A 24,783-nucleotide genomic window follows, 5' to 3' on the forward strand; every position below is an offset into this window, starting at 1 on the left:
CTAGTGGATGGATGATTCGTATATGGACGTACGCAAGCCCTTTGCCCAATGCATTGCCCTGTCGTTGTCGGGGATCCTGTTTCTCAATCCGATCGTCAGCGTCGCCGCCGGCCTGGTCCTGGACCCGGCCGCCGGGGGCAATGCCACCATCGGCGCGGCGGGCAACGGCGTCCCCATCGTCAACATCAATGCGGCCAATGGCAGCGGCTTGTCCCACAACAAGTTCAGCGAATACAACGTCGGCAGTAACGGCCTGATCCTCAACAACGCCACCGGCTCGACCCAGAGCACCCAGCTGGGCGGCTACATCATCGGCAACCCCAACCTCAAGGGGCAGGCGGCGCAGGTCATCCTCAACGAAGTCACCGGCAGCAACCGCAGCAAGCTGGCGGGGTACACCGAGGTGGCCGGACAGGCTGCCCGGGTGATCGTCGCCAACCCCCATGGCATTACCTGCAACGGTTGCGGCTTCATCAACACCCCGCGCGCCACCCTGACCACCGGCAAGCCGATTATCGAGGGTCAGAAGCTCGATCGCTTCCAGGTCGATGGCGGCGATATCAGCATTGAAGGTGCCGGCCTCAACGCCAGCAATATCGATCAGTTCGACCTGATCACCCGCAGCACCAAGCTCAACGCCAACCTGTATGCCAAGAACCTCAACGTCATCACCGGGCGCAACGACGTCAAGGCCGATGACCTGAGCGTCACCGCCCGGGACGCCGATGCCAGTGCCAAGCCGGAACTGGCCATCGACAGTGCGGCCCTGGGAGGCATGTACGCCGGGGCCATCCGTCTGGTGGGCACGGAGAAGGGCGTGGGTGTGAACATGTCGGGGGAGATGGCGGCCAGCACCGGTGACATCCAGATCGACGCCAACGGCAAGGTCACGGTGGCCGGCATGGGCGCCAACCAGGCGATCGCGATCAAGGCCCAGAGCATCGACCTCAAGGGCAAGGCCTATGCCGGGACCGAAGCGACCCTGCAGGCCAAGGAGCAGATCGAGGTGGGCACCAGTCTGGCGGCCCGGGATCAGGTGCGGGTGGTGGACGCCGGGCAACTGGTCAACCACGGCATCATCGAGGCCGGGGTCAACAGCGACAACAGCCGCAACGATCAAGGCGTGGTCAAGCTGAACGCCGACAACCTGGAAAACCGCGGCGATGTGCTGGCCAGCCGCTCTCTGCAACTGACCGCGCGGCAGACCCTGAGCAACCAGAACGGTGTGATCCAGGGGCCCAAGGTCGAGGTCAAGGCCGCACGCCTGGTCAACCAGGGCGGGCAGGCCCGAGTGCTGGCGCACAATGAGCTGGTGCTCACCACCCCGGCCATTGCCAACCTGGAAGGCCTGATCCGCTTTGGCGATCGGCAGGCGGCAACCCTGACCCTCGACAGCCTGAACAACAACGGCGGACGCCTGGAAGTGGCGGGTGCCGACCTGACCCTCAACGCCCGTGAGGTCAGTAACCAGAAGGGTTCGATGGTCGCCGACCAGGTTGCGATCAGCGCCCAGCGGCTGGACAACCAGCAGGGCCTGATCGGGGCCAGCCAGGGCAGCGCCACGTTCAAGGTCAGCGAGCAGTTGAACAACAATGGCGGCCGGCTCCAGGCCCAGACCCTGCTGGAAACCCAGGGTGGGGAGTTGCTCAATCAGGGCGGCAAGCTGCTGGCCGACCAGATCAAGGTGACCGGCAAGCGCCTGGACAACAGCCAGAAGGGCCTGGTCAGCGCCGAGAAGGGCGCACTGCAAGTGAACCTCGATCAGGACCTGGTCAATGCCGATGGCAAGTTGCAGGCCACTTCGCTGCTGAACCTCAAGGCCGGCAGTGTGGACAACCGCGGCGGTACCCTGATCGCCCCGCAACTGACCCTCAACAGCAGCGGCAAGCTCGGCAACCAGGGCGGCACCCTCACCGCCGACGCGCTGGAGCTGCACACCGCGGACATCGACAACCAGGGCGGCCTGCTGCAGGGCAAGGACAACCTGCTGCTGGACGCCCGGGACCTGGCGAACAACCAGGGCCAGGTCATCGCCGACGTGCTGAGCGCCAACCTCGACAGCCTCAGCCAGAACCAGGCCGGGGTGTTGAGCGCCGAGACCGGCAAGCTCACGCTGACGGTCAAACAGCACCTGAACAATGCCCTGGGCCACCTGCAGGCCAAGACCGGTGACGTGCAGATCGTCTCGGGCAGCCTGAACAACCAGGGCGGTGTGGTGGTGGGCAATCACTTGCTGCTGACCAACACCGGCCTGCTGGATAACCGTGGTGGGCAATTGGCCGGTGATCAGTTGACCGTCAGCACCCAGCGTCTGGACAACCAGGCGTCGGGCCTGCTGGCGGCCGGCAGCGATGGCCTGCAGTTGACCTTGACGGCTGACGGCGCGGCACCGGGGCAACTGCTCAACAGCCAGGGGCGCCTGCAAAGCGACGGGCACCTGCAGATCAACGGCGGTCAACTGAACAACAGTGGCGGTGTGCTGCTGGGCCGCAGTGTCGGGCTTGATACCTCCGGCCTCGACAACAGCGCCAAGGGCGCGGTGGTGGCCAGTCAGGGGGCGCTGGATCTGAAGCTCAACCACGGCACACTGAACAACAACGCCGGGGTCATCGACGCCGGTGAACAGGCGCTGCGGGTGACCCAGGGCGGGCAATTGGACAACCAGGGCGGCACCCTCAAGGGCAAGCGCCTGGAGGTTGCGGGTTCAGCCCTGGATAACCGCCAGGGACAACTGCTGGCCGGCAGCGACGGTTTGAACCTGGTGGCCGGCGGCCTGAACAACGCCCAAGGGATGATCCTGGTCAAGGACGGCCACGGCGAAGTGGCGCTGGGCCAAGGCACTCTGGACAACCGTGGAGGCACCCTGCAGGGCGCGACCCTGGGAGTCACTGCCGGGGCTGTGGATAACAGTGCCCTGAACGGCAAGGCCGGACTGATCAGCAGCCAGGCCGGAGCGCTCAAGCTGGTGGTCGATCGCCTCACCAACCAGGCGGGCAAGCTCTACGCCAATGGCCTGCTCAGCAGCACCGGGCAGACCCTGGACAACCGCTTTGGCGGCGAAGTCAGCGCCCGGCAGTTGGACTTGAACGTGGCGGCCAACCTCTACAACCAGGGCGGGCTGGTGGAGTCGGGCAGCTCACTGCTGCTGGTGGGCGGCAACCTGGACAATAGCGCCGGGGGCCGGGTACGGGCGCTGGCTGGCGAGCAAAGCCGTATCACCCTGGGCGGCGTGCTGAACAACCAGGGCGGCACCCTGGCCCTGGGCTCCAGCGCCTTTGCCCTGAATGCCGGGCAGCTGAACAACATCGGCGGCAGCATCGAGCACGCCGGCGGCGGCTTGTTCAAACTGGACCTGGGGGCGCTGTCCGGCTTCCAGGGACGGATCACCGGCCTGGGCCATGGCGACTGGGATGTGGCTGCGGTGGATCGCAGCGGTCTGATGCAACTCAACGGTACGCTGGACCTGAGCACCGGGGGCGACCTCAACCTGAGTGCCGGCGACCGCATCGCCAGCGCCAGCGGCCTGCGAGTGGGCGCGGCGACCCTGAACAACGCCGGGGAGCTGGCCAGTGACGGTTACCTGACCCTGGACCTGGGGGGCAACCTGAACAACAGCGGCCTGCTGTCGTCCCGGGGCAAGCTCACGGTGGGGGCCGGCGACCTCAACCAGTACGGCGGTCGCATCGCCAGTGGCGGCGACAGCGAACTGAACCTGCGCGGCACCCTGGACAACCTGGGGCGCCTGATCGCCAGCCAGAATCTCTATGTGTCCGCGGCGCAGATCAACAACCGCGGCACCCTCGGGGCCCTGGGGCAGATGCAACTGCGCTCCGGCAACGGCATCACCACCTCGGCCGACACCCTGATCTACAGCGGCGGCGACATGCTCCTGCGGGGCAATACTCTGAGCAACAGTTATGGCGATCTCTACAGCGCCGGCAACCTCAGTTTTGCCGCCCTCGACGGTGGCCGCGCGGCCCTGCTGAGCAACCGCTCCGGGACCATCGAAAGCGAGGGCGACATGAACCTCAACGTGGCGTTGCTGCAAAACGCCATGGACAAGTACCAGGTCGGCGAAACCATCACCCAGCGCAACATCGTGATCAATTGCACCGACTGTTCCGGCGATCACCACACCGCCACTTACATCGTTAACACCACCTATGAAGGCACCATGGGCGAGCACTCCGCCGGTGCCCGCCTGGTGTCCAACCGTGACCTGACCATCAATGCCGACACAGTGGAGAACGACCAGAGCCTGATCGCCGCCAACCGTGATGTTTCCATTACGGCCAACAATCTCTACAACCGCGGCCTGACCCTGGACAAGCGGGTCGACAGCATCAGCTATTTCCTGCATGGGGTTTCCCAGGGCGCGTTCCGCGCCGCGGAGCGGGCGACCCTCGCCTGGAACGCTGCCAACGCCAATCGCGCGCCGGGCCAGCAGGACCCGTTGCCGACAGAGGTGACCCAGTACCCGATCTACGAACCCGCCAGCCACACGGTGATCACTCCGGGCACCCAGACTGCCTACGCTTCCACCTTGCAGGCCGGCCAGCGCCTGCACCTGCAGGTCAGCGGCACTATCGAGAACGGCGTGCAGACCGAACAGAGCCGCGCCCAGCTCACCGGGCAGACGTTACAGAACAACCTGACCCAGGTGGGCGGCCAGGTCATTACAGTCAACGCGCAAAGCTCCGCCGCTGCCAATCAGGTGGCCAAGGATGTGCAGCGCATCGAAAAGGTCGCCGCTGACGGCACCACCCAAGTCAGCTTCGTGCCGGTGGACTTCTCCGGCGTACCGTTCGCTGCCGTGGACCCGACCTCTCTGTCGAGTTTCCGCGTACCCCAGGGCGAGTACGGCCTGTTCGTCAAGAGCCAGAATCCCCAGGGCCGCTACCTGATCGAGACCAACCCGACCTTCACCGACCTGTCGCGCTTCATGAGTTCGGACTACATGCTCGGCCACCTCAACTACAACACCGACCAGACCTGGCGCCGCCTGGGCGACGGCCTGTATGAAACCCGCTTGATCCGCGATGCGGTGCTGGCCCAGACCGGGCAGCGCTTCCTCGCGGCAGGGCTGACCAGTGATTACGACCAGTATCGCTATTTGATGGACAACGCCATCGCTTCCAAGGACCAGTTGCAGCTCAGCGTCGGCGTGTCCCTGACCCCGGCCCAGGTGGCCTCGCTGACCCACGACATCGTGTGGATGGAAACCCGCGAAGTGCAGGGCGAGAAGGTGCTGGTGCCGGTGCTGTACCTGGCCCAGGCGGAAACCCGCAACCTGCGCGGCGGCAGCCTGGTGCAGGGGCGCGACATGACCCTGATCGCCGGTGGCGACCTGAGCAACGTTGGCACCCTGCGGGCCAGCAACGACCTGAGCGTGAATGCCGGCGGCAGCCTGTACCAGGGTGGCCTGATCGAAGCCAACGAGCGGGTCAGCCTGATGGCCCAGGACAGCGTGCGCAACGCCCTGGCCGGGGAGATCCGCGGCAACCAGGTCAGCGTCACCTCGATCAAGGGCGACATCATCAACGACCGCACCGCGGTGGCCGTCGGCTACGGCTCGGGCAGTCGCACCATCCTTGACCAGGGCAGCCAGATCACCGCGCGCCAGCAGCTCGACCTCAGCGCCGGTCGCGACCTGAGCAACCTCGGCCAGCTCGCCAGCGCCGGGGATGCCAAGCTCAGCGCTGGTCGTGACATCGATTTACTGGCGGTGCAGGACCATACCTTCACCCAGAGCGCGATCCGTCGCGGCCTGGTGACCCACGACACAGTGCAGACCCTGGGCTCCAGCGTGACCACCGGCGGCAACCTGCAACTCAATGCCGGGCGCGACCTGGCGGTGGTGGCGAGCAAGGTTGATGCCGGCCATGACCTGTCCCTCAACGCCAAGCGCGACATCGTCATCGCCTCGGCCCAGGACGAGCAGTCCTCGACCTCCTACCAGAAGAAGAAAGGTTCCTGGGGCAAGAGCAAGACCACCCAGAGCGCCGACTCCTCGACCACCAACGTGGCCTCCGAGATCAGCGCCGGGCACGACCTGATGGTCAACGTCAGCCAGGACCAGGACGGCCGCATCAGCCTCAACGGCGGGCGCGACGTCACCGTGGTCGGCAGCCAGCTCAAGGCCGGCAACGACCTGCTGGTGGGTGCCACCCGGGACGTCAGCCTGGTCTCGGCCCAGGAGCAGCAGGACAGCGCCTACAGCCAGAAAAAGAAAGGCAGCTTCGGCTTGAGCAAGAGCGGCAACAGCCGCACCTCCAGCAGCACCACCCAGGTGGGCAGCGAGCTGAGTGCCGGCAATGACGCGGTGGTGATCTCCGGGAACAACGTCAACCTTTCGGCCAGCTCCATCGAGGCCAAGCGCGATGCCGAAGTGCGCGCCGGGCTGATCGACAAGAACGGCGACATCAACCTGATGGATGCAGCCAACACCTCCAGCAGCCAGAGCGAGAAGTACAAGAGCAAGGTGGGGCTTTCCAGTTCCGGCAGCTTCACTTCGATTGCCTCGGCGAAGAAGTCGGGGCAGGAAAACACCCAGTCCCAGAGCGTTGGCAGCGTGGTCAGCGGCGGGCGTGACACCACCCTGCAGGCGGCCCGCGACGTCAACATGATCGGCAGCACGGCGGCGGCCGAGCGCAACCTCAATGTGGGGGCGGGCCGCGACGTCAACGTGCTGGCTGGCAGCAACAGTTCGGACCAGAGCAACTGGAAATCCGAGAAGCATGTGGGGCTGTCCCTGGAGAGCGATCGCAACGGCGTCACCGCGTTCCTGGGCAGCGAAGCCCTCAAGCAGAAGTCGCGCAATGCCGAGCAGACAGTGGCGCCGAGCCAGTTGCTGGCCGGGCAGGATGCAACCATCAAGGCCGGGCGTGACCTGACCCTGGAAGGCTCGCGGGTGGATGCCGAGCGCGATATCAACCTGCAGGCCAGGCGCGATATCAGCATCGATGCCGGCAAGCAAACCTCGATCGAGGAACGCAGCAAGAGCCGTGATCGCAATGGCCTGACGGTCAACGTCAGCCACAACTACGGCAACACCATGGATGCGATCAAGGGCACCGGCAAAGGCGAGGACAACACCAGCAAGGCCTCCAGCGTGCTGAGCACCGTGGATGCGATCAACCAGTTCACCTCGGGCCCGACCACCGCGACCCACTTCGGCACGGCCAGCCAGTCCAGCAGCTCGCGCCAGGAAGTGCACAGCAACAGCCCTGCCAGCCTCGGTGCCGGACGGGACATCAGCGCCGTGGCCGGCAATGACATCAACATTCGTGGCGGTCAGTTCGACGCCGGGCGCGACATCACCCTGGTGGGGCGCGACATCAATGTGGATGTGGCCCGCGGCTCGATTTCCGAAGAGAGCAAGAGCGCCCGCAGCCAGGGCGGGATCAACGGCCAGAGCGGCGGCGGCAGTGCCCGTGCCGGTATCGGTGGCAGCAACGGTGTGGCCAGCGAGCAGATGAGCCAGGGCACCAACACCCCGTCGGTGTTCCTCGCCGGGCGCGACGTCAGCCTTGAGGCGCGCAACAACCTGACCCTGATCGGAACCCAGGTCCAGGCCGGGCGGGATATCGACCTGGGGGCCGGCAACGACCTGACCATCCGCGCTGCGCAGAACGATTCCAGCAGCGAGTCCAGCCGTCACAGCGGCGGAGGCGAAGTGGGCCTGGCGGTGGGTGGCAAGGACTTCATCTCGGTCTATGCCAGCGTCGACATGGGCAAGGGCCAACTGGACCGGGACAACCAGCGGCAACAGAACGCCAACCTGGTGGCCGGCGACCAGTTGCGTTTCAGCAGCGGCAAGGACACCACCATTGCCGGCGCCACCCTGCGCGGCGGAGAGGTCATCGGCCGGGTGGGCGGTGACCTGACCGTGTCCTCGGTGCCGGATACCGGCAAGGTCAGCGGCAAGGAACTGGATGCCAGCGTCACCGTGAGCATCGGCCTGGGCGGCGGTGGCAGCGTCAGCGGTTCCCTGGGCGTGGGCAAGACCACCGGCAAGACCAACTGGGTCCAGGAGCAGACCAGCATCACCGGCAAGAACGGTGTCGACATCCGCACCGAGAAGCACACCCAGCTCGATGGCGCGCTGGTCGCCGCCGACAACGGCAACCTCAAGCTGGACACCGGCACCCTGGGCTTCCGCGATATCTCCGGCCAGGACAAGGAGCACAGCTACTACGTCAACGCGGGCGGCACCTTTGGCTGGGGCGGCGGCGACGGCGCCAAGTCCACCGGTGGCAAGGAGGTGGCCTTCACCAATGACAAGAGCCAGGAAGGCAAGGGCAAGACCGGGGCTTCGGGCTGGAGTGTCAGCGGCTATGACTACCGCAAGGAGCGTGAGCAAGAGGTCCGGGCCACAGTGGGCGCGGGCACCATCACCGTGCGCAACGACGCCAAGACCGGCGCCGACTCCACGGCGGGCCTGAACCGTGATCCGTCACGGGCCTACGAGATCACCAAGGACAAGGAAAAGCGTACCGATCTGTATGTGTCCCAGTCGTCCCTGGACGCGGTGAGCCATCCGTTGCAGACCCTCAATCAATGGGCTCAGGGGATCAAGGACTATGGCAAGAATGCGTCCGCAGCGTTCACCCAGTACGGCGATCTGACCCAGGCCGCGGACAAGGCCCTGGCCGACAACCCGGCGTTGGCGCCTTTGGCCTGGATACCGGGCTTCCTGCAGAAAGCCATGGACGAGTCGGCCTTCTACACCGGCGGCGTAATACCCGGCGTCGTCAGTCATGGTGGCGTGGTTACCCAAGTCCCGGCGCTGCTCACGGGGGACATGAGCTTCTATCGTGTGCAGATGGAGTACAAAAAGGATGCCAATGGAAAAGTCTTTATCGACCCGGAATCGGGCAAGCCGGTCCTGGATGTGGACGCCACACGCAACAGTTTGCAGAACTTGCTGACACCCGACGGTAACGCAGCGGTGTTCACCAACGGGATCCAGAACTCTCTGGATGCGGCGCTGGTCAACGGCGGCATGCAGACCGGCAAGGACAGCTTCATCCAGGCCTATAACCCTGAGCATGGCTTCCTGGGTGACCTGGTGGAGTCCTTGTGGGATGTGATGCTCGGCGGTGCCGTGCGTTCAGGGAACGCCCGGCAGCTCAATGATTTCCTCGGCGCCGGGCTCGACCAGGGCAACAAGCTGGATGTATTCGGCCACAGCCAGGGCGGCTTGCTGACGTACCGGGCCATTGCCGGACTCAACTTCAATGCCAATGGCAATGCGGGTAGCATCCAGCTGTCGGGCGCGCCCGTCGCTTCGACGGACTTCTTCCAGGCGGCCAAGAATGCCGGGTTCGACATCAGTGAAGGGGCGTTCTTCCAGGTCAACCGGCCGACCTCGAGCATGTTCTTCAATACGTTGCCGGTGACCGATACGGTGTCCGACTTGCTGGGGCGCAATGCGTGGCACTCGTCCGATACGGTTGCCCGATTCTTCGGGGCCGCGGCTACGTCAGGCAAGCTGTTGGCCGCGGACAGTCCTCACTCCAACTACTTGTGTGTGGCCAAGGACATTTGTGGCGGAGCCAGCAGCGGGTTGCAAGAGACCTTCAAGAACAGCAACAAGTACATCGTCCCGACCTTGATCGATCAGCACGGCAACGACAAATTACTGGGCTCGCAATGAAGGCTGCACAGATAGCGCTGATCGTTCTGACCTGTGGGGTGCTGCCGGCGTGCGGCGGCCCACCCCTGGTCTATGAAAATGCTCGTCTGGATTCCCGCATGCTGTGCCAGGAGGGGGCGAAGCGGGTCACCCTGATGCAGCGTTACTCCTTCGACCTGCCCGAGCCTTATCGGCATGCGCCGTGTGGCACTGTCACCGGCGGCTTTGATTATGAAAAGGGCCGTGACGCGCTGTCGGTCGGCACCTCCGGAACCTTCTCCTACGGCACTACCGAGGTGACGGCTGCGGCACTGTACATGCGGGTCAACAGCTTTCTCGATGGTCGCGCGGATGGGCTGCTGTATCCCCGCCAGGCCTTTCTGGACGATCTGCTGGCCAGGCAGGCGTTGCCCTCCCATAGCGGAGTCAAGCCCAGCAGCCTGCAGTGGGTGACTGTGCAGGGCTATCAATGCCTGCGCGCCTACGAGCGCTGGGAAGGGACCGCAGTGGGCATTCTCGAAGACAAGGTCAAGTACTGGTGCTGGGAGCAGGAGAGCGGCCTGCAGCAGCCGTTCTACGTGCATGCCGGCCAGCGCCTGCCCTTGGGAGGCAAGGGCTACGACCTGGATCAGGTGTTCATCCTGCCGTTCTTCCAGAGCCTGAAGATCAACCCATTGCCGGCACCGCTGCTGGCCAAGGCCCGGGCCGATCTTCAAGGGTTCTGTGCCCATGTCAAATCGCGCTACGACCAGAACCTGAGATGGGGCGATGACTACCCCGACAAGCGCCTGACCCTGACACACCTGCACTACTGCGGTTACAACGTGCCGCTGCCCGACCTTTCAGCCCCGCTGCCCCAGGCCAAAAGCGACTGAACCTTCGCCTGTCACAAGACTCAAGTACCCATGTAAGCCCATGCCCTTGGGGCGCCTGCCACTATTCCTCCGGGGTGAAGGCTGGCAGACTGCCGGTCTTTTCCCGCTGTTTGTCTTGAGGCTTTATGCCAGCGTTTTCACAGCGTCATCTGTTGTTCATCAGTTGGATCATCATCTTCGGTGGCCTGTTGCTGGCCTTGCCCATGCGTCTGTTGCCCAGCCTGCTGGCCGGTCTCTTGGTGTTCGAGCTGGTCAACATGCTCACCCCGCAATTGCAGCGGCTGATCGAGGGCCGGCGCGCGCGCTGGCTGGCGGTGGCCCTGCTGGGCACGCTGGTGGTCAGTCTGCTGACCCTGCTGTTCGCCGGGGCCATCAGCTTCCTGTTGCATGAAGCGGAGAACCCCGGGGCTTCGCTGGGCAAGTTCATGGTGGTGGTGGACAAGGCCCGCGGCCAGTTGCCGCCGTTCCTCGACGCCTACCTGCCGGCCAGCGCCGCGGAGTTCCAGGCGGCCATCGGCGCCTGGGCCAGCAAGCACTTGAGCGAGTTGCAGCTGGTAGGCAAGGACGCGGCGCACATGTTCGTGACCTTGCTGATCGGCATGGTCCTGGGGGCGATCATCGCCTTGCAGCGCATCCCCGACCTGACCAAACGCAAGCCCCTGGCAGCGGCGCTGTTCGACCGCCTGCACTTGCTGGTCCAGGCGTTTCGCAACATCGTCTTCGCCCAGATCAAGATCTCCCTGCTCAACACCTTCTTCACCGGGATCTTCCTGGCGCTGATCCTGCCGCTGTTCGGGGTCAAGCTGCCGCTGACCAAGACCCTGATCGTGCTGACCTTCCTGCTGGGCCTGCTGCCGGTGATCGGCAACCTGATCTCCAACACCCTGATCACCATCGTCGGTCTGTCGCTGTCGATCTGGGTGGCGGTAGCGGCGCTGGGCTACCTGATCTTTATCCACAAGCTGGAATACTTCCTCAACGCGCGGATTGTCGGCGGGCAGATCAGTGCCAAGTCCTGGGAACTGCTTCTGGCGATGCTGGTGTTCGAGGCCGCCTTCGGCCTGCCCGGGGTGGTGGCGGGGCCGATCTATTACGCGTACTTGAAGAGCGAGTTGAAGCTGGCGGGACTGGTGTGAATCTAGGTCGCCGGCCAGCCGGCTCCTACAACGGTCTGTAGGAGCCGGCTGGCCGGCGAGGCGGTTTCAGCCGTAGCGCTTCTTGGCTTCGATGGCCAGACCGCTGCCGATGCTGCCGAAGATATTGCCTTCCACATGCCGGGCGTTGGGCAGCATGGCCGCCACGCTCTGGCGCAGCGCCGGAATACCGCTGGAACCGCCGGTGAAGAACACCGTGTCGACCTGGGCCACACCAACATTGGCATCGCTCAGCAGTTGGGTGACGCTGGTGCGGATGCGCTCCAGCAAACCGTCGATGGAGGATTCGAACAGGGCCCGGCTCAGGTCGACGCTGAGGTCGCGCTCGATGCGGTCCAGGGCCACCAGGCGGTTCTCGGCGTGGGTCAGCTGGATCTTGGTTTCTTCCACTTCCATGGCCAGCCAGTGCCCGGCGCGCTGTTCGATCAGCTTGAACAGACGGTCGATGCCGCCGGTGTCCTCGATGTCGTAGCGCATGCTGCCCAAGGCCAGCTGGGACTTTTGCGAATACACCGAGTTGATGGTGTGCCAGGTCGCCAGGTTCATGTGGTGGCTGGTGGGCATGTAGGCGCCGCTCTTCATCCGGCTGCCGTAACCGAACAGCGGCATCACGCCCTGCAGGCTCAGTTGCTTGTCGAAGTCGGTACCGCCGACGTGCACGCCGCCAGTGGCGAGGATGTCGTCGTGACGGTTGTCGACGCCACGGCGCTCGGGGGACAGGCGCACCAGGGAAAAGTCCGAAGTACCACCGCCGATGTCGACGATCAGTACCAGCTCTTCGCGTTCGATGGTGGATTCGTAGTCGAAGGCCGCGGCGATGGGTTCGTACTGGAAGGACACTTCCTTGAAGCCGATCTTGCGCGCCACTTCCACCAGGGTGTCTTCGGCTTCCTGGTCGGCGGCGGCATCGTCATCGACGAAGAACACCGGGCGGCCCAGTACCACTTGCTCGAATTCCCGACCGGCGGTGGCTTCGGCGCGGCTTTTCAACTGGCCGATGAACAGCCCCAAGAGGTCCTTGAACGGCATCGCGGTGCCTAGCACGCTGGTGTCGTGCTTGATCAGCTTGGAGCCCAGCAGGCTCTTCAGCGAGCGCATCAGCCGGCCTTCGTAGCCTTCCAGGTATTCGTGCAACGCCAGGCGGCCGTACACCGGACGGCGCTCCTCGATATTGAAGAACACCACCGAAGGCAGGGTGATCTTGTCGTCCTCCAGGGCGATCAGCGTCTCCTCGCCGGGGCGCAGCCAGCCGACGGTGGAGTTGGAGGTACCGAAGTCAATGCCGCAGGCACGGGCCGGGGTGGCGTTGTTCATGTCTTTGGATCCGGTGAAAAAAACGGCCGCGAAGCGTACGCCAGTCCTCGCGCGTTGCAAAGGCCGACTATCTGCTAAATCACCCCCTGTCGTGCCTTGAAAGACTATCCTTGACCCCCAAACTTGCAGGCATGGGCCGAGCAGCCACCAGGGATCACAAGATCCGCCCGCGGCTGCCGATAAACTTCTGATGCGCCGTTCAGTCAGAGGATTGAGATTGATCAATTCTCATGCTGCCAGACCGAGCATGCTGTGCTGCACGCCGCGCGACTTTGATAACGGATGGTGATTCCCTCGATGGACTTCAAAGACTATTACAAGATTCTCGGCGTGGAGCCGACGGCGGACGACAAGGCGATCAAGGCCGCCTATCGCAAGCTGGCGCGCAAATACCACCCCGACGTCAGTAAGGAAAAGGATGCCGAGGCCAAGTTCAAGGATGCCTCGGAAGCCTATGAAGCGCTGAAAAGCGCCGACAAGCGCGCCGAGTACGACGACCTGCGCAAGTACGGCCAGCACGGCCAGCCGTTCCAGGGGCCACCGGGCTGGCAGAGCCGTGGCGGCTTTGGTGGCGGTGACGGTGGGGACTTCTCGGACTTCTTCAGTTCGATCTTTGGCAACCGGGGGCCAGGATTCGGCGGCCCGGAGCAGCGCCGCAGCAGCGGTCGTCGTGGACAGGATGTGGAAATGGAACTGCCGATCTTTCTTGAAGAAACCCTGTCGAACGAGTCGAAGAAGATCAGCTTCCAGGTGCCGCAATACAACGCCAACGGGCAGCACGTCAGCAACACCAGCAAAAGCCTGAACGTGAAGATTCCGGCCGGGGTCACTGACGGCGAGCGCATCCGCCTCAAGGGCCAGGGCGCGCCGGGCGTGGGCGGCGGGGCCAATGGCGACCTGTACCTGACCATTCGTTTTGCGCCCCATCCGAAATTCGATGTCGAAGGTGAAAACCTGATCATCACCCTGCCGCTGGCCCCTTGGGAGCTGGCGTTGGGCACCGAGGTAGCGGTCCCGACCCTGACCGGCAAGATCAATCTCAAGGTCCCGGCCGGCAGCCAGAACGGCCAGCGCATGCGCGCCAAGGGGCACGGTCTGCTGAACAAGGCCGGCCAGCGTGGCTACCTGTTCGTCCAGCTCAAGGCGGTGATGCCCAAGCACACCGGCGACGACGTCAAGGCGTTGTGGCAGGAACTGGCGAAGAAGGCGGCGTTCGACCCCCGGGAAAATTTCTGATTCGACACTAGGAGGCGCTGATCATGAGCACCCTGATCGTTCAGCTGGACATGGAAGAGTTCTGTGAAGTGGCCGACCTGTCGGCGGCCTACGTGATCGAAATCGTCGAACACGGCATCCTCGAACCTCAGGGGACGGCGCCCAAGGACTGGCGCTTCAATGATGTCGAACTGGCCCTGGCCAAGCGCGCGGCGAAGTTGCGCCGCGACCTGGACCTGGAGTGGGAGGGCGTCGCCCTGGCGTTGGACCTGCTGGACGAGGTGCGGCAACTGCGGGCGGAGAACCAGATGCTCAAGCAGCGCCTGGGCCGCCTGCTGCTGGACTGATGTCCCATGGCCTGACGGCCTGTAGCCGCTGCCGAGCGCCAGCGAGGCTGCGACCGGGCGCGCAGCGGCCGTAAAAACAGGCAGCTGCGGCGTGTCAGGAAAAGCAGGTTGCGAGGACTGCGTCCTCGTTCGCAGCTTCGCTGGCGCTCAGCAGCGGCTACAGAGGGCAGCAGCAGTTATAGCGTGCCTCAGGCGCGGGAGACCCGCGGCAGGGTGACGGTGAAGGTGGTGCCGTCGCTTTCGTTGGAGCTGACCTCGATGCTGCCTTGGTGCGCGGTCACCACTTCCTTGACGATGAACAACCCCAGGCCAAGGCTGGTGCTGGTGCTGCCCAGTTCCTCATCGGCACTGCGCACCAAAGGATCGAACAGGGTGCCCAGGGCTTCCTTGGGAATCGGCGTGCCGTAATTGTGCACGGTCAACAGCACCTGTTCCGCACCGCCGGTAATGGTCACGGTCACGGTACGGCGGTTGCTGCCGTGCTGCAGGGCGTTGCCGATCAGGTTCTGCAGCATCTGTTCGATACGTCCCCGGTCCCAGATGCCATGGCTGTCACCTTCGAAGCTCAGTAACGGCGTGCAATCGGGCTGTCCGGCGCAGGCTTCGTCCATGGCGGCCTTGGCGGCGCTGGCCAGGTCCATGGGCGCGGGGTCGATGGGCAGGCCGTTGCCCAGGCGACTGCGGACGAACTCCAGCAAATCGCTGACCATGGCGCCCATGTGTCGGGTGCCGGTCTTGATGCGTGAGACAAAGGCCTGGGCGTCGCCATCCAGCGGCACTTTGCGCGCCAGCATCTCGGTGGACATGCTCACCGCCTGCAACGGTGCCCGCAGGTCGTGGCCGAGAATCGCCAGGAAGATGTCCCGTGAGCGGCTGACCTGCTCGGCATAGGCGCAGGTGGACTCGGCCAGGGCTTCGTCGATGGCCTCGTTGAAACGGATCATGTCCTGCAGGTGTTCCAGGTCCGGGGTTACCAGGCTGGCGACCCACAGACGGATCACACAGGCCCGCAGGTGGCGGAACTCGGACGTCATCTGCACCAGATCGAAACCCACGTGATGGCGCAGTTCGCCATGGCTGGCGGCGGCCGCATCCAGGCTCGGGGATTTCTCCGGGCCTTCGCCCCTGGCCTTGGCCAGCTGTTCACCCGGGCTCTGGGTGATGCGCATGTCCCGGGCGGCCGCCAGCAGGATCGAGGTGGCGTGATCCCGCAGGTCGCTGCGTGTCAGAGTGTCCGCGGCCAGGGTCCTGGCAAATTGTTCCCATTCATCAACGATTCGATCAACGTGCTGCACGATGAAATCGGACAGGCGCATAGCCGGGCACCTTATTGGGCAGAGAGTGGAAAACCGACACGCATCTTAGCGCCTTATCCACGGCTTCAACATCGTGCCTGCCCAGTGGCCGGACACGCCTCAGAACAGGAAGTAACGCTGGGCCATGGGCAGCACATCCGCCGGTTCACACCACAGCAGTACACCATCGGCCTTGACCTGATAGGTCTGCGGGTCGACCTCGATGTTCGGCAGGTAGTCATTGTGGATCAGGTCGCTCTTTTGCACGGTGCGACAGCCCTTGACCACGGCGATGCGCTTCTTCAGCCCCAGTTGCTCCGGTACGCCGGCGTCCAGTGCGGCCTGGCTGATAAAGGTCAGGCTGGTGGCGTGGCGGCTGCCGCCAAAGCTTGCGAACATCGGCCGGTAGTGCACCGGTTGCGGGGTCGGGATCGAGGCATTGGCGTCACCCATCAGGCTCGCGGCAATGGCCCCGCCCTTGAGGATCAGGGTCGGCTTGACCCCGAAGAAGGCCGGGCGCCAGAGCACCAGGTCGGCCCATTTGCCTACTTCGATAGAGCCCACCTCATGGCTGATGCCGTGGGTGATGGCCGGGTTGATGGTGTACTTGGCGATGTAGCGCTTGACCCGGAAGTTGCTGTTGCCCGGGCCGTCGCCCGGCAGCGGACCGCGCTGGCGGTGCATCTTGTCGGCGGTCTGCCAGGTGCGGGTCACCACTTCGCCGACCCGGCCCATGGCCTGGCTGTCGGAGCTGATCATCGAGAACGCCCCCAGGTCATGGAGGATGTCTTCGGCGGCGATGGTCTCGCGGCGGATGCGGCTCTCGGCAAAAGCCACGTCCTCGGCGATGCTCGGGTCCAGGTGGTGGCAGACCATGAGCATGTCCAGGTGCTCGTCGATGGTGTTGCGGGTGAAGGGCCGGGTCGGGTTGGTGGAGCTGGGCAGCACATTGGCGAAGCCACAGGCCTTGATGATGTCCGGGGCATGGCCGCCGCCGGCACCTTCGGTGTGGTAGGTGTGGATGGTCCGGCCCTTGAAGGCGCCGAGGGTGGTTTCGACGAAGCCGGATTCGTTCAGCGTGTCGGTGTGGATCGCCACTTGCACGTCGTACTCATCGGCCACGCTCAGGCAGTTGTCGATACTGGCCGGGGTGCTGCCCCAGTCCTCGTGCAGCTTGAGGCCGATGGCCCCCGCCTTGACCTGCTCGATCAAGGGCTCCGGCAGGCTGGCGTTGCCCTTGCCGGTAAAACCGATGTTCATCGGGAAGGCGTCCGCGGCCTGGAGCATGCGCGCCATGTGCCAAGGCCCGGAGGTGCAGGTGGTGGCGTTGGTCCCGGTGGCCGGCCCGGTGCCGCCGCCGATCATGGTGGTGACACCGCTCATCAGCGCTTCTTCAATCTGTTGCGGGCAGATGAAGTGGATATGGGTATCGATGCCGCCGGCGGTGAGGATCATGCCTTCACCGGCGATGACCTCGGTGCTGGCGCCGATGGCGATGGTCACATCGGGCTGGATATCCGGGTTGCCGGCCTTGCCGATGGCGGCGATGCGCCCGTCCTTCAAACCGACGTCGGCCTTGACGATGCCCCAGTGATCGATGATCAGCGCGTTGGTGATCAGGGTGTCCACCACATCGCACGCCAGCAGCTGGCTCTGGCCCATGCCATCGCGAATCACCTTGCCGCCACCGAACTTCACTTCTTCACCGTAGGTGGTGAAGTCCTGCTCCACTTCGATCCACAGCTCGGTGTCGGCCAGCCGTACCTTGTCGCCCACGGTGGGGCCGAACATGTCGGCGTAGGCCTCACGGGAAATCTTCATCGCAGCTCCTTACAGAAACAGGTCTTGTAGGAGCCGGCTTGCCGGCGAAGGGGCCCGAAAGACCGCATTCGCCACCAAGCTGGCTCCTATGTGCGTAGGGTCGAGGGCTCAGAGGTCGCCCATGATGCGTCCGGCAAAGCCGAACACCCGGCGCTTGCCGGCCAGATCCACCAGTTCCACTTCCCGGGTCTGTCCCGGTTCGAAGCGCACCGCGGTGCCGGCGGCGATGTTCAGGCGCATGCCGCGGCTGGCGGCGCGGTCGAAGGTCAGGGCGTCGTTGGTTTCGAAAAAGTGATAGTGGGAGCCGACCTGGATCGGCCGGTCGCCACTGTTGGCCACGCTGAGGGTCAAGGTGCGGCGCCCGGCATTGAGTTCGATCTCGCCGGGCTGGATCTGGTATTGGCCAGGAATCATAGGGGGTGTCCCAGGGTCTTGAAGTAGATGGCGGTGGCGGTGTAGGTGCCGTCCGGGCTCTGGCAGTAGTTGGGCAGTTCGCCGACCCGGGTGTAGCCCAGGGAACGGTAGAAGTCCTCGGCCGCCGACCCAGCCTCGGTGTCCAGGTACAGCAGCCCGCGCTTGTGCTGGCGGGCGGCCTGCTCCAGGGCGTTCATCAGTTGCTGGCCCAGGCCACGGCGCCGGGCGCTGTGCAGCACCTGGAGCTTTTGCACCTCGGCGCGATTGCGCCCATTGGCCTTCATGCACAGCGCCAGCTGCACGCTGGCCAGGACCTTCTCATCGTGAACCACCACCCACAGCATCAGGCTGCCGTCCTCGACGCCTGCCTGCACGCTGCCGAGGTAGTCCCGGGCCTGGCTGTCGTCCAGATCGGCCATGAAGCCGATGGACGCGCCGTGGTGCACCGAATCCAGCAGCAGGTCGATCAATCCTTGACGGTAATGGGCAAAGCTTTCTCCATGGACTCGGCGCAGTTGGGCGGCGTTCATCGAGAGGTCACTCCTGGTGAGGGGCGGGCGGTTGTGCCCCAGGGTTGAGAATCAGCTGCATGAAGGTCAGGTCCAGCCAGCGGCCGAACTTGGTGCCCACCTGGGGCATCTGCCCGGTGCTGATGAAACCCAGGCGCTCATGCAGACGGATCGAGGCGGCGTTGGCGCTTTCGATGGCGGCCACCATCACGTGCTTGTCACAGCCCCGGGCGCGCTCCAGCAGCACTGCCATCAGCTGTGGACCCAGGCCGTTGCCGCGCTGGTCGCGACGGACATAGACCGAATGTTCCACGGTGTGGCGAAAGCCGTCGAAGGGTCGCCAGTCGCCGAAGGAAGCGTAGCCGAGCACCTGCTCCTCGGCGTTGACCACCACCAGGATCGGATAGCCCTGGCTCTGGCGCGCGCTGAACCAGGCCTGACGGTTGCCCAGGTCGACCGGGGCGTCGTTCCAGATCGCCGTGGTATTGACCACCGCGTCGTTGTAGATGTCGCGGATTGCCGGCAGGTCGGCGTGCAATGCGTCGCGGATGCGATAGGTCATGGCGCGGCCTCAGGCGATGGGTTGGTGGACGGTGACCAGCTTGGTGCCGTCGGGGAAGGTGGCCTCGACCTGGATCTCCGGGATCATCTCCGGGATGCCTTCCATCACCTGTTCGCGGCTCAGCAGGGTGGTGCCGTAGTGCATCAGATCGGCCACGCTCTGGCCGTCCCGGGCACCTTCGAGCAGCGCGGCGGAAATATAGGCCATGGCTTCCGGGTAGTTGAGCTTGAGGCCGCGGGCCAGTCGCCGTTCGGCCACCAGGCCGGCGGTGAAGATCAGCAGCTTGTCTTTTTCGCGTGGGGTCAGGTCCATCGTGATCGATCCGTCGTTGGGCAGTTTGAAAAGGGCAGGTGTTTCATGTGTTCCAGATCCTCGGCGGCACGGCCTCGCGGCCCAGCAACGCCGGGCGCAGCAGGCGCCACAGGTCGATCAGCCAGGCCCGGGCCTGCAGGGCTTCACTGGCCAGGCAGCGGGCCACCAGCAGGCCCGGCAGTTGGCTCAGGTCGCCACGTACCGGGTGTTCCAGGGCGCGGCAGCGCTCCAGCAGTTGGCTGTCGATTTCACCGGTCACCAGCAAGGTGGCGAACACTGGCTGGCCGTCCAGGCCGATGGGGGAATCCAGCAGGCCGTCGCCACCTTTGATGCGCTGGCGCTCATGCCAGAGCGGTCGGCCGTCGCGCTGGATATCCAGGTGAGCCTGGAAGTGCCCTTGCTCGAAGCGCTCGCCACTGGCCGGGCGTCCCAGGGCCACGACGTCCCAGTAGAACAGCCGGGCATCGCCTTGCAGTTCGATCAGGGTGGTCAGTTCGGCCTGGGCGGCGCTGAAGACAATGGTTTCCTGGGGCAGCCATTCCAGGGTCGCCCCCGGCGCCACTTGCAGCCTCAGGGTCTGGCTGGCAGGGCCGGTGGCGCGGTACCACTTGGCGGCACCGGGGCTGGTCAGCTGGGCCCAGGCGTCGCGCTCGACCCGGGCACTGATGGCCAGCCGGTCGCCGCCGGCGATGCCGCCGGGTGGGTGGACGATGATGTGCTGGCAGACCTCGGGGCCTTCGGCATACAGGTGCTTCTGCACCCGCAGCGGGCCCAGGTGGCGACGCAGCACCGGGCGCGTGGTGGCGCCGAAACGGGCATAGGCCAGTTCCAGCTCGGCGTGCCAGCTGGGGGTGAACAGGGCGGTGGCGGCAGGTGAGTTCATGCTGGGTCGTTATCGTTAGGAAGCTACAGATTAGATCGTAACCAGGCCGCGTACACCTTCTGCCTGCATATTTTCCCCTCGGCCCTGCTGGACGATTTCGCCCCGGGACATCACCAGGTACTGGTCCGCCAGTTCGGCGGCAAAGTCGTAGAACTGTTCCACCAGCACAATGGCCATATCGCCCCGGGCCGCGAGTTGCTTGATCACCGCGCCGATCTCCTTGATCACCGAGGGCTGGATGCCTTCGGTGGGCTCATCGAGGATCAGCAGCCGGGGGCGGCTGGCCAGGGCGCGACCGATGGCCAGCTGTTGCTGCTGGCCGCCGGAGAGGTCGCCGCCACGGCGCTGCTTCATCTGCAACAGCACTGGGAACAGTTCGTAGATGAAGGCCGGGACTTCCCTGGCCTGGGAGCCGGGGAAGCGGGACAGGCCCATCAGCAGGTTTTCCTCCACGCTCAGGCGGCCGAAGATTTCCCGGCCCTGGGGCACGTAGGCGATCCCGGCGCTGACCCTCTGGTGGGGCTTGTAGCCGGTGATGGTCCGGCCCTCCCAGTTGACCGCGCCTTCCTTGACCGGCAGCAGGCCCATCAGGCATTTGAGCAGGGTGGTCTTGCCCACGCCGTTGCGTCCCAGCAGGCAGGTGACTTCGCCGATCCGGGCTTCGAAACTCAGGCCGCGCAGGATGTGGCTACCGCCGTAGTACTGGTGCAGCTGGTCGACTTGCAGCATGTTCGGATTCCTTCAAAAACCTGTAGCCGCTGCCGCAGGCTGCGACAAGGTCCACAGGACCTTCATGGGCCTTGCAGAGCACGTCCTCTTCAAGGCCGATCGCAGCCTGCGGCAGCGGCGACAAAGGTGGTTGGTTGGGTCAGCGGCCGAGGTACACCTCGATCACCCGCTCGTTTTCCTGCACCTGCTCCAGCGACCCTTCGGCCAGTACGCTGCCCTGGTGCAGCACGGTGACGTGGTCGGCAATCGAGCCGACAAAGCCCATGTCGTGTTCCACCACCATCAGCGAATGCTGGCCCGCCAGGGTCTTGAACAGCTCGGCGGTGAACTCGGTCTCGGCGTCGGTCATGCCTGCCACCGGCTCGTCCAGCAACAGCAGTTGCGGGTCTTGCATCAGCAGCATGCCGATCTCCAGGAACTGCTTCTGACCGTGGGACAGCAAGCCGGCCTGGCGCTGGGCCGAAGGGCTCAGGCGAATGGTCTCCAGCACCTGGGCGATGCGGTCTTTCTGTTCGCCGCTCAGGCGCGCCCCGAGGCTGGCCCACACCGACTTGTCGGTCTTCTGCGCCAGCTCCAGGTTCTCGAACACGCTCAGGGCCTCGAACACCGTGGGCTTCTGGAACTTGCGGCCGATCCCGGCCTGGGCGATCTGCACTTCGCTCATCCGGGTCAGGTCCAGGGTTTCGCCGAACCAGGCCTTGCCCTGGGTGGGGCGGGTCTTGCCGGTGATCACGTCCATCAGGGTGGTCTTGCCGGCGCCGTTGGGGCCGATGATGCAGCGCAGCTCGCCGACGCCGATGTACAGGTTGAGGTCGTTGAGGGCCTTGAAACCGTCGAAGCTGACGCTGATGTCTTCCAGGGTCAGGAGGGTGCCGTGGCGGGTGTTGAGGCCCTTGCCGGCGGCGTGCCCGAGGCCGATGGCGTCGCGGCTGGCGCCGGCGTCCTTGTTGGCGTCGAGAATGGGTTCGAGCATGAAGTCCGCGGTCGCAGTGACTCTCATTGTTCACCTCGTTTCTTCAGCAGGCCGATCACGCCCTTGGGCAGGTACAGGGTCACCACGATGAACAGGGCACCGAGGCAGAACAGCCAGTATTCGGGGAAGGCCACGGTGAACCAGCTCTTCATGCCGTTCACCAGCCCGGCGCCCAGCAGCGGCCCGATCAGCGTGCCGCGTCCGCCCAGGGCTACCCACACGGCAGCCTCGATGGAGTTGGTGGGGGACATCTCGCTGGGGTTGATGATGCCCACCTGGGGCACATACAGGGCCCCGGCCAAGCCACAGAGCACCGCGCTCAAGACCCAGACGAACAGTTTGAAGCCACGGGGGTCGTAGCCGCAGAACATCAGGCGGTTCTCGGCATCGCGCAGGGCGGTCAGCACCCGGCCGAACTTGCTCCGGGCCAGGCGCCAGCCCAGGTACAGGCTGGCCACCAGCAGCAGCACCGTGGCCAGGAACAGCACCGCGCGAGTGCCCGGTTCGGTGATGCCAAAACCCAGGATGCTGCGGAAATTGGTGAAGCCGTTGTTGCCGCCAAAACCGGTCTCGTTACGGAAGAACAGCAGCATTCCGGCAAACGTCAGGGCCTGGGTCATGATCGAGAAATACACGCCCTTGATCCGCGAGCGGAAGGCGAAGAAACCGAACACCAGGGCCAAGAGACCCGGCGCCAGCACCACCAGGCACAGGGCCCAGAGGAAGTGGCTGGTGCCGGTCCAGTACCAGGGCAGTTCGCTCCACGAAAGGAAGGTCATGAACGCTGGCAGGCCGTCTCCGGCGGCCTGGCGCATCAGGTACATGCCCATGGCGTAGCCGCCCAGGGCGAAGAACAGGCCGTGGCCCAGTGACAGCAGCCCGGCGTAGCCCCAGACCAGGTCCAGGGCCAGGGCGACAATGGCGTAGCAGAGGATCTTGCCCACCAGGGTCAGGGTGTAGGCCGAGACCTGCAGCGGGTTGTCCGCCGGCAGCAGTGACAACAGCGGCAAGGCCAGCAGCACCAGGAGCAGCAGCGCGCCGACGGCGATCGTGACCTTGGGCCCAGCTTTCTGGCTGGCGGTAATGAGCAGTGGTTGATTCATCAGTCGATCACCCGTCCTTTGAGTGCGAAGAGTCCTTGCGGGCGTTTCTGGATGAACAGAATGATCAGCGCCAGGATGAGGATCTTGCCCAGTACGGCGCCGATCTGCGGTTCGAGGATCTTGTTCGCCACCCCCAGGCCAAAGGCCGCCAGCACGCTGCCGGCCAGTTGCCCGACGCCGCCGAGCACCACCACCAGGAACGAGTCGATGATGTAGCTCTGGCCCAGGTCCGGGCCAACGTTGCCGACCTGGCTCAGGGCCACGCCACCCAGGCCGGCGATGCCCGAGCCGAGGCCGAAGGCGAGCATGTCCACGCGGCCGGTGGGCACGCCGCAGCACGCGGCCATGTTGCGGTTCTGGGTCACTGCTCGCACGTTCAGGCCCAGGCGGGTCCTGTTCAGCAGCAGCCAGGTGAGCACGACAACGAACAGCGCGAAGGCGATGATCACGATGCGGTTGTAGGGCAGTACCAGATTAGGCAATACCTGGATGCCGCCGGAGAGCCAGGCCGGGTTCGCCACCTCGACGTTCTGCGCGCCGAACAGCAGGCGCACCAGTTGGATCAGCATCAGGCTGATGCCCCAGGTGGCCAGCAGGGTTTCCAGGGGCCGGCCATAGAGATGACGGATCACCGTGCGCTCCAGGGCCATGCCGATCCCGGCGGTGACGAAGAACGCCACCGGCAGTGCCAGCAGCGGGTAGTACTCGATGGCGTGTGGGGCGTAGCGCTGGAACAGCAGCTGCACCACGTAGGTGGCATAGGCGCCGAGCATCAGCATCTCGCCGTGGGCCATGTTGATCACCCCCAGCAGGCCGAAGGTGATGGCCAGGCCCAGGGCCGCCAGCAGCAGGATCGAGCCCAGGGACAAGCCGCTGAAGGCCTGGCCGAGGACTTCACCCACCAGCAGCTTGCGCTTGACCTGGGCCAGGCTGGTTTCGGCGGCGGTGCGCACATTGGCATCGGCCTCGACCCCGGGTTGCAGCAGGCCTTCGAGGCGGGTGCGGGCCAGTGGGTCGCCGGTTTCCCCCAAAAGGCGCACGGCGGCCAGACGCACCGCCGGGTCGCTGTCCACCAGTTGCAGGTTGGCCAGGGCCAGGCTCAGGGCGGCGCGCACGCCGGGGTCTTGCTCGGCGGCGAGCTGGGCATCGAGGAATTTCAATTGCGCCGGCTTGGCGCTTTTCTGCAGCTGCCGGGCGGCGTCGAGCCGGGTGCTGGCCTCGCTGGCAAGCAACTGATGGCTGGCCAGGGCGCTGTCGATCAGGCCCCGCAAGCGGTTGTTCAGGCGCAGGGGCTTGGTTTCGCCGGCCATGCTCAGTTGGCCTTGTTGCAGGGCCGTGAGCAGTTCCAGGCGCGCCGGGTCGGGCTGCGCGGCCCAGCTTTCCAGAAGCCGGGCCTGTTCGCTGGAGTTGCCGGCGACGAAGTCTTCGGCGTCGCCGGCCTGGGCGGCCATGGGCAGCAGCAACAGGCAGGCGAGGATCAAACGGTAGAGGGCAGTGGGCATATCAGTGGCCTTGCGCGTAGCGTGGTTCTGTGGCCGCTGCCGCAGGCTGCGATAAGGTCCGCAGGACCTTCAAAGGCCTCAAGAGCACGTGCTCTTCGAGGCCGATCGCAGCCTACGGCAGCGGCTACAGGGGGTGTG

The 24,783-nt window shown here is 64.9% G+C and carries 17 protein-coding genes; 5 read left to right on the forward strand and 12 right to left on the reverse strand.

Annotated elements, in window-relative coordinates; all coding sequences use genetic code 11:
• The first annotated feature begins 22 nt into the window (after positions 1-22).
• From ACMGF8_RS08125 to ACMGF8_RS08135, 3 genes are all read left to right on the forward strand, one after another.
• Entirely contained in the window at positions 23-9,658 is a 9,636-nt protein-coding gene (locus ACMGF8_RS08125) for a hemagglutinin repeat-containing protein (protein ID WP_207166994.1), read from the forward strand.
• Positions 9,655-10,512: a hypothetical protein gene (locus tag ACMGF8_RS08130; RefSeq protein WP_207166995.1), complete on the forward strand. Its 858-nt coding sequence runs from the start codon at positions 9,655-9,657 to the stop codon at positions 10,510-10,512. The genes ACMGF8_RS08125 and ACMGF8_RS08130 overlap by 4 nt, the downstream gene beginning before the upstream one ends.
• 125 nt (positions 10,513-10,637) lie before the next feature.
• A complete protein-coding gene (locus tag ACMGF8_RS08135) occupies positions 10,638-11,648 on the forward strand; it encodes an AI-2E family transporter (protein ID WP_102862954.1) in 1,011 nt (336 codons plus the stop codon).
• Between the two features lie 66 nt (positions 11,649-11,714).
• Here ACMGF8_RS08135 and ACMGF8_RS08140 read toward each other — a convergent pair whose 3' ends face one another.
• On the reverse strand, positions 11,715-12,980 hold the full coding sequence (locus ACMGF8_RS08140; RefSeq protein ID WP_102862955.1) for an Hsp70 family protein: 1,266 nt from the start codon (positions 12,978-12,980) through the stop codon (positions 11,715-11,717).
• Positions 12,981-13,277: 297 nt separating this feature from the next.
• Here ACMGF8_RS08140 and ACMGF8_RS08145 point away from each other — a divergent pair, with 297 nt between their 5' ends.
• Both ACMGF8_RS08145 and ACMGF8_RS08150 read left to right on the forward strand, forming a co-directional pair.
• A complete protein-coding gene (locus tag ACMGF8_RS08145; RefSeq protein ID WP_102863062.1) occupies positions 13,278-14,216 on the forward strand; it encodes a DnaJ C-terminal domain-containing protein in 939 nt (312 codons plus the stop codon).
• 23 nt (positions 14,217-14,239) lie between these two features.
• Positions 14,240-14,542, forward strand: a complete 303-nt coding sequence (locus ACMGF8_RS08150) for a chaperone modulator CbpM (protein ID WP_102862956.1) — start codon at positions 14,240-14,242, stop codon at positions 14,540-14,542.
• Between the two features lie 188 nt (positions 14,543-14,730).
• Here ACMGF8_RS08150 and ACMGF8_RS08155 read toward each other — a convergent pair whose 3' ends face one another.
• From ACMGF8_RS08155 to urtB, 11 genes are all read right to left on the reverse strand, one after another.
• On the reverse strand, positions 14,731-15,858 hold the full coding sequence (locus tag ACMGF8_RS08155; protein WP_102862957.1) for a sensor histidine kinase: 1,128 nt from the start codon (positions 15,856-15,858) through the stop codon (positions 14,731-14,733).
• Positions 15,859-15,957: 99 nt separating this feature from the next.
• On the reverse strand, positions 15,958-17,658 hold the full coding sequence (gene ureC, locus ACMGF8_RS08160; RefSeq protein WP_102862958.1) for an urease subunit alpha: 1,701 nt from the start codon (positions 17,656-17,658) through the stop codon (positions 15,958-15,960).
• A gap of 108 nt (positions 17,659-17,766) precedes the next feature.
• Complete coding sequence (locus ACMGF8_RS08165; protein WP_102862959.1) at positions 17,767-18,072, reverse strand: urease subunit beta; 306 nt, start codon at positions 18,070-18,072, stop codon at positions 17,767-17,769.
• A complete protein-coding gene (locus ACMGF8_RS08170) occupies positions 18,069-18,602 on the reverse strand; it encodes a GNAT family N-acetyltransferase (protein ID WP_102881976.1) in 534 nt (177 codons plus the stop codon). The genes ACMGF8_RS08165 and ACMGF8_RS08170 overlap by 4 nt, the downstream gene beginning before the upstream one ends.
• Before the next feature lie 7 nt (positions 18,603-18,609).
• Positions 18,610-19,143 carry a GNAT family N-acetyltransferase gene (locus tag ACMGF8_RS08175; RefSeq protein WP_115581497.1) on the reverse strand — a complete coding sequence of 178 codons (534 nt, stop codon included), beginning with the start codon at positions 19,141-19,143 and terminating at the stop codon, positions 18,610-18,612.
• A gap of 9 nt (positions 19,144-19,152) precedes the next feature.
• A complete protein-coding gene (locus tag ACMGF8_RS08180) occupies positions 19,153-19,455 on the reverse strand; it encodes an urease subunit gamma (RefSeq protein WP_060837311.1) in 303 nt (100 codons plus the stop codon).
• A 43-nt stretch (positions 19,456-19,498) separates the two neighbouring features.
• Positions 19,499-20,338, reverse strand: coding sequence for an urease accessory protein UreD (locus ACMGF8_RS08185; RefSeq protein ID WP_102862962.1), 840 nt, complete (start codon positions 20,336-20,338; stop codon positions 19,499-19,501).
• Between the two features lie 30 nt (positions 20,339-20,368).
• Complete coding sequence (urtE, locus tag ACMGF8_RS08190; protein WP_207166996.1) at positions 20,369-21,067, reverse strand: urea ABC transporter ATP-binding subunit UrtE; 699 nt, start codon at positions 21,065-21,067, stop codon at positions 20,369-20,371.
• 139 nt (positions 21,068-21,206) lie between these two features.
• Positions 21,207-22,067, reverse strand: coding sequence for an urea ABC transporter ATP-binding protein UrtD (gene urtD / locus ACMGF8_RS08195; RefSeq protein WP_102862964.1), 861 nt, complete (start codon positions 22,065-22,067; stop codon positions 21,207-21,209).
• Positions 22,064-23,143 carry an urea ABC transporter permease subunit UrtC gene (gene urtC / locus ACMGF8_RS08200; protein WP_102862965.1) on the reverse strand — a complete coding sequence of 360 codons (1,080 nt, stop codon included), beginning with the start codon at positions 23,141-23,143 and terminating at the stop codon, positions 22,064-22,066. The genes urtD and urtC overlap by 4 nt, the downstream gene beginning before the upstream one ends.
• Complete coding sequence (gene urtB / locus ACMGF8_RS08205; RefSeq protein WP_207166998.1) at positions 23,143-24,645, reverse strand: urea ABC transporter permease subunit UrtB; 1,503 nt, start codon at positions 24,643-24,645, stop codon at positions 23,143-23,145. The genes urtC and urtB overlap by 1 nt, the downstream gene beginning before the upstream one ends.
• Positions 24,646-24,783 lie beyond the last annotated feature (138 nt).

The organism is Pseudomonas sp. BNK-7, from assembly GCF_048072025.1.
Taxonomy (GTDB): Bacteria; Pseudomonadota; Gammaproteobacteria; order Pseudomonadales; family Pseudomonadaceae; genus Aquipseudomonas; species Aquipseudomonas danubii.

Excerpts from the sequence above, each read along its gene's own strand:
- ACMGF8_RS08125 (WP_207166994.1), top strand. The coding sequence starts at position 23 with ATGGACGTACGCAAGCCCTTTGCCCAATGCATTGCCCTGTCGTTGTCG.
- ACMGF8_RS08130 (WP_207166995.1), top strand. The coding sequence starts at position 9,655 with ATGAAGGCTGCACAGATAGCGCTGATCGTTCTGACCTGTGGGGTGCTG.
- ACMGF8_RS08135 (WP_102862954.1), top strand. The coding sequence starts at position 10,638 with ATGCCAGCGTTTTCACAGCGTCATCTGTTGTTCATCAGTTGGATCATC.
- ACMGF8_RS08140 (WP_102862955.1), bottom strand. The coding sequence starts at position 12,980 with ATGAACAACGCCACCCCGGCCCGTGCCTGCGGCATTGACTTCGGTACC.
- ACMGF8_RS08145 (WP_102863062.1), top strand. The coding sequence starts at position 13,278 with ATGGACTTCAAAGACTATTACAAGATTCTCGGCGTGGAGCCGACGGCG.
- ACMGF8_RS08150 (WP_102862956.1), top strand. The coding sequence starts at position 14,240 with ATGAGCACCCTGATCGTTCAGCTGGACATGGAAGAGTTCTGTGAAGTG.
- ACMGF8_RS08155 (WP_102862957.1), bottom strand. The coding sequence starts at position 15,858 with ATGCGCCTGTCCGATTTCATCGTGCAGCACGTTGATCGAATCGTTGAT.
- ureC (WP_102862958.1), bottom strand. The coding sequence starts at position 17,658 with ATGAAGATTTCCCGTGAGGCCTACGCCGACATGTTCGGCCCCACCGTG.
- ACMGF8_RS08165 (WP_102862959.1), bottom strand. The coding sequence starts at position 18,072 with ATGATTCCTGGCCAATACCAGATCCAGCCCGGCGAGATCGAACTCAAT.
- ACMGF8_RS08170 (WP_102881976.1), bottom strand. The coding sequence starts at position 18,602 with ATGAACGCCGCCCAACTGCGCCGAGTCCATGGAGAAAGCTTTGCCCAT.
- ACMGF8_RS08175 (WP_115581497.1), bottom strand. The coding sequence starts at position 19,143 with ATGACCTATCGCATCCGCGACGCATTGCACGCCGACCTGCCGGCAATC.
- ACMGF8_RS08180 (WP_060837311.1), bottom strand. The coding sequence starts at position 19,455 with ATGGACCTGACCCCACGCGAAAAAGACAAGCTGCTGATCTTCACCGCC.
- ACMGF8_RS08185 (WP_102862962.1), bottom strand. The coding sequence starts at position 20,338 with ATGAACTCACCTGCCGCCACCGCCCTGTTCACCCCCAGCTGGCACGCC.
- urtE (WP_207166996.1), bottom strand. The coding sequence starts at position 21,067 with ATGCTGCAAGTCGACCAGCTGCACCAGTACTACGGCGGTAGCCACATC.
- urtD (WP_102862964.1), bottom strand. The coding sequence starts at position 22,067 with ATGAGAGTCACTGCGACCGCGGACTTCATGCTCGAACCCATTCTCGAC.
- urtC (WP_102862965.1), bottom strand. The coding sequence starts at position 23,143 with ATGAATCAACCACTGCTCATTACCGCCAGCCAGAAAGCTGGGCCCAAG.
- urtB (WP_207166998.1), bottom strand. The coding sequence starts at position 24,645 with ATGCCCACTGCCCTCTACCGTTTGATCCTCGCCTGCCTGTTGCTGCTG.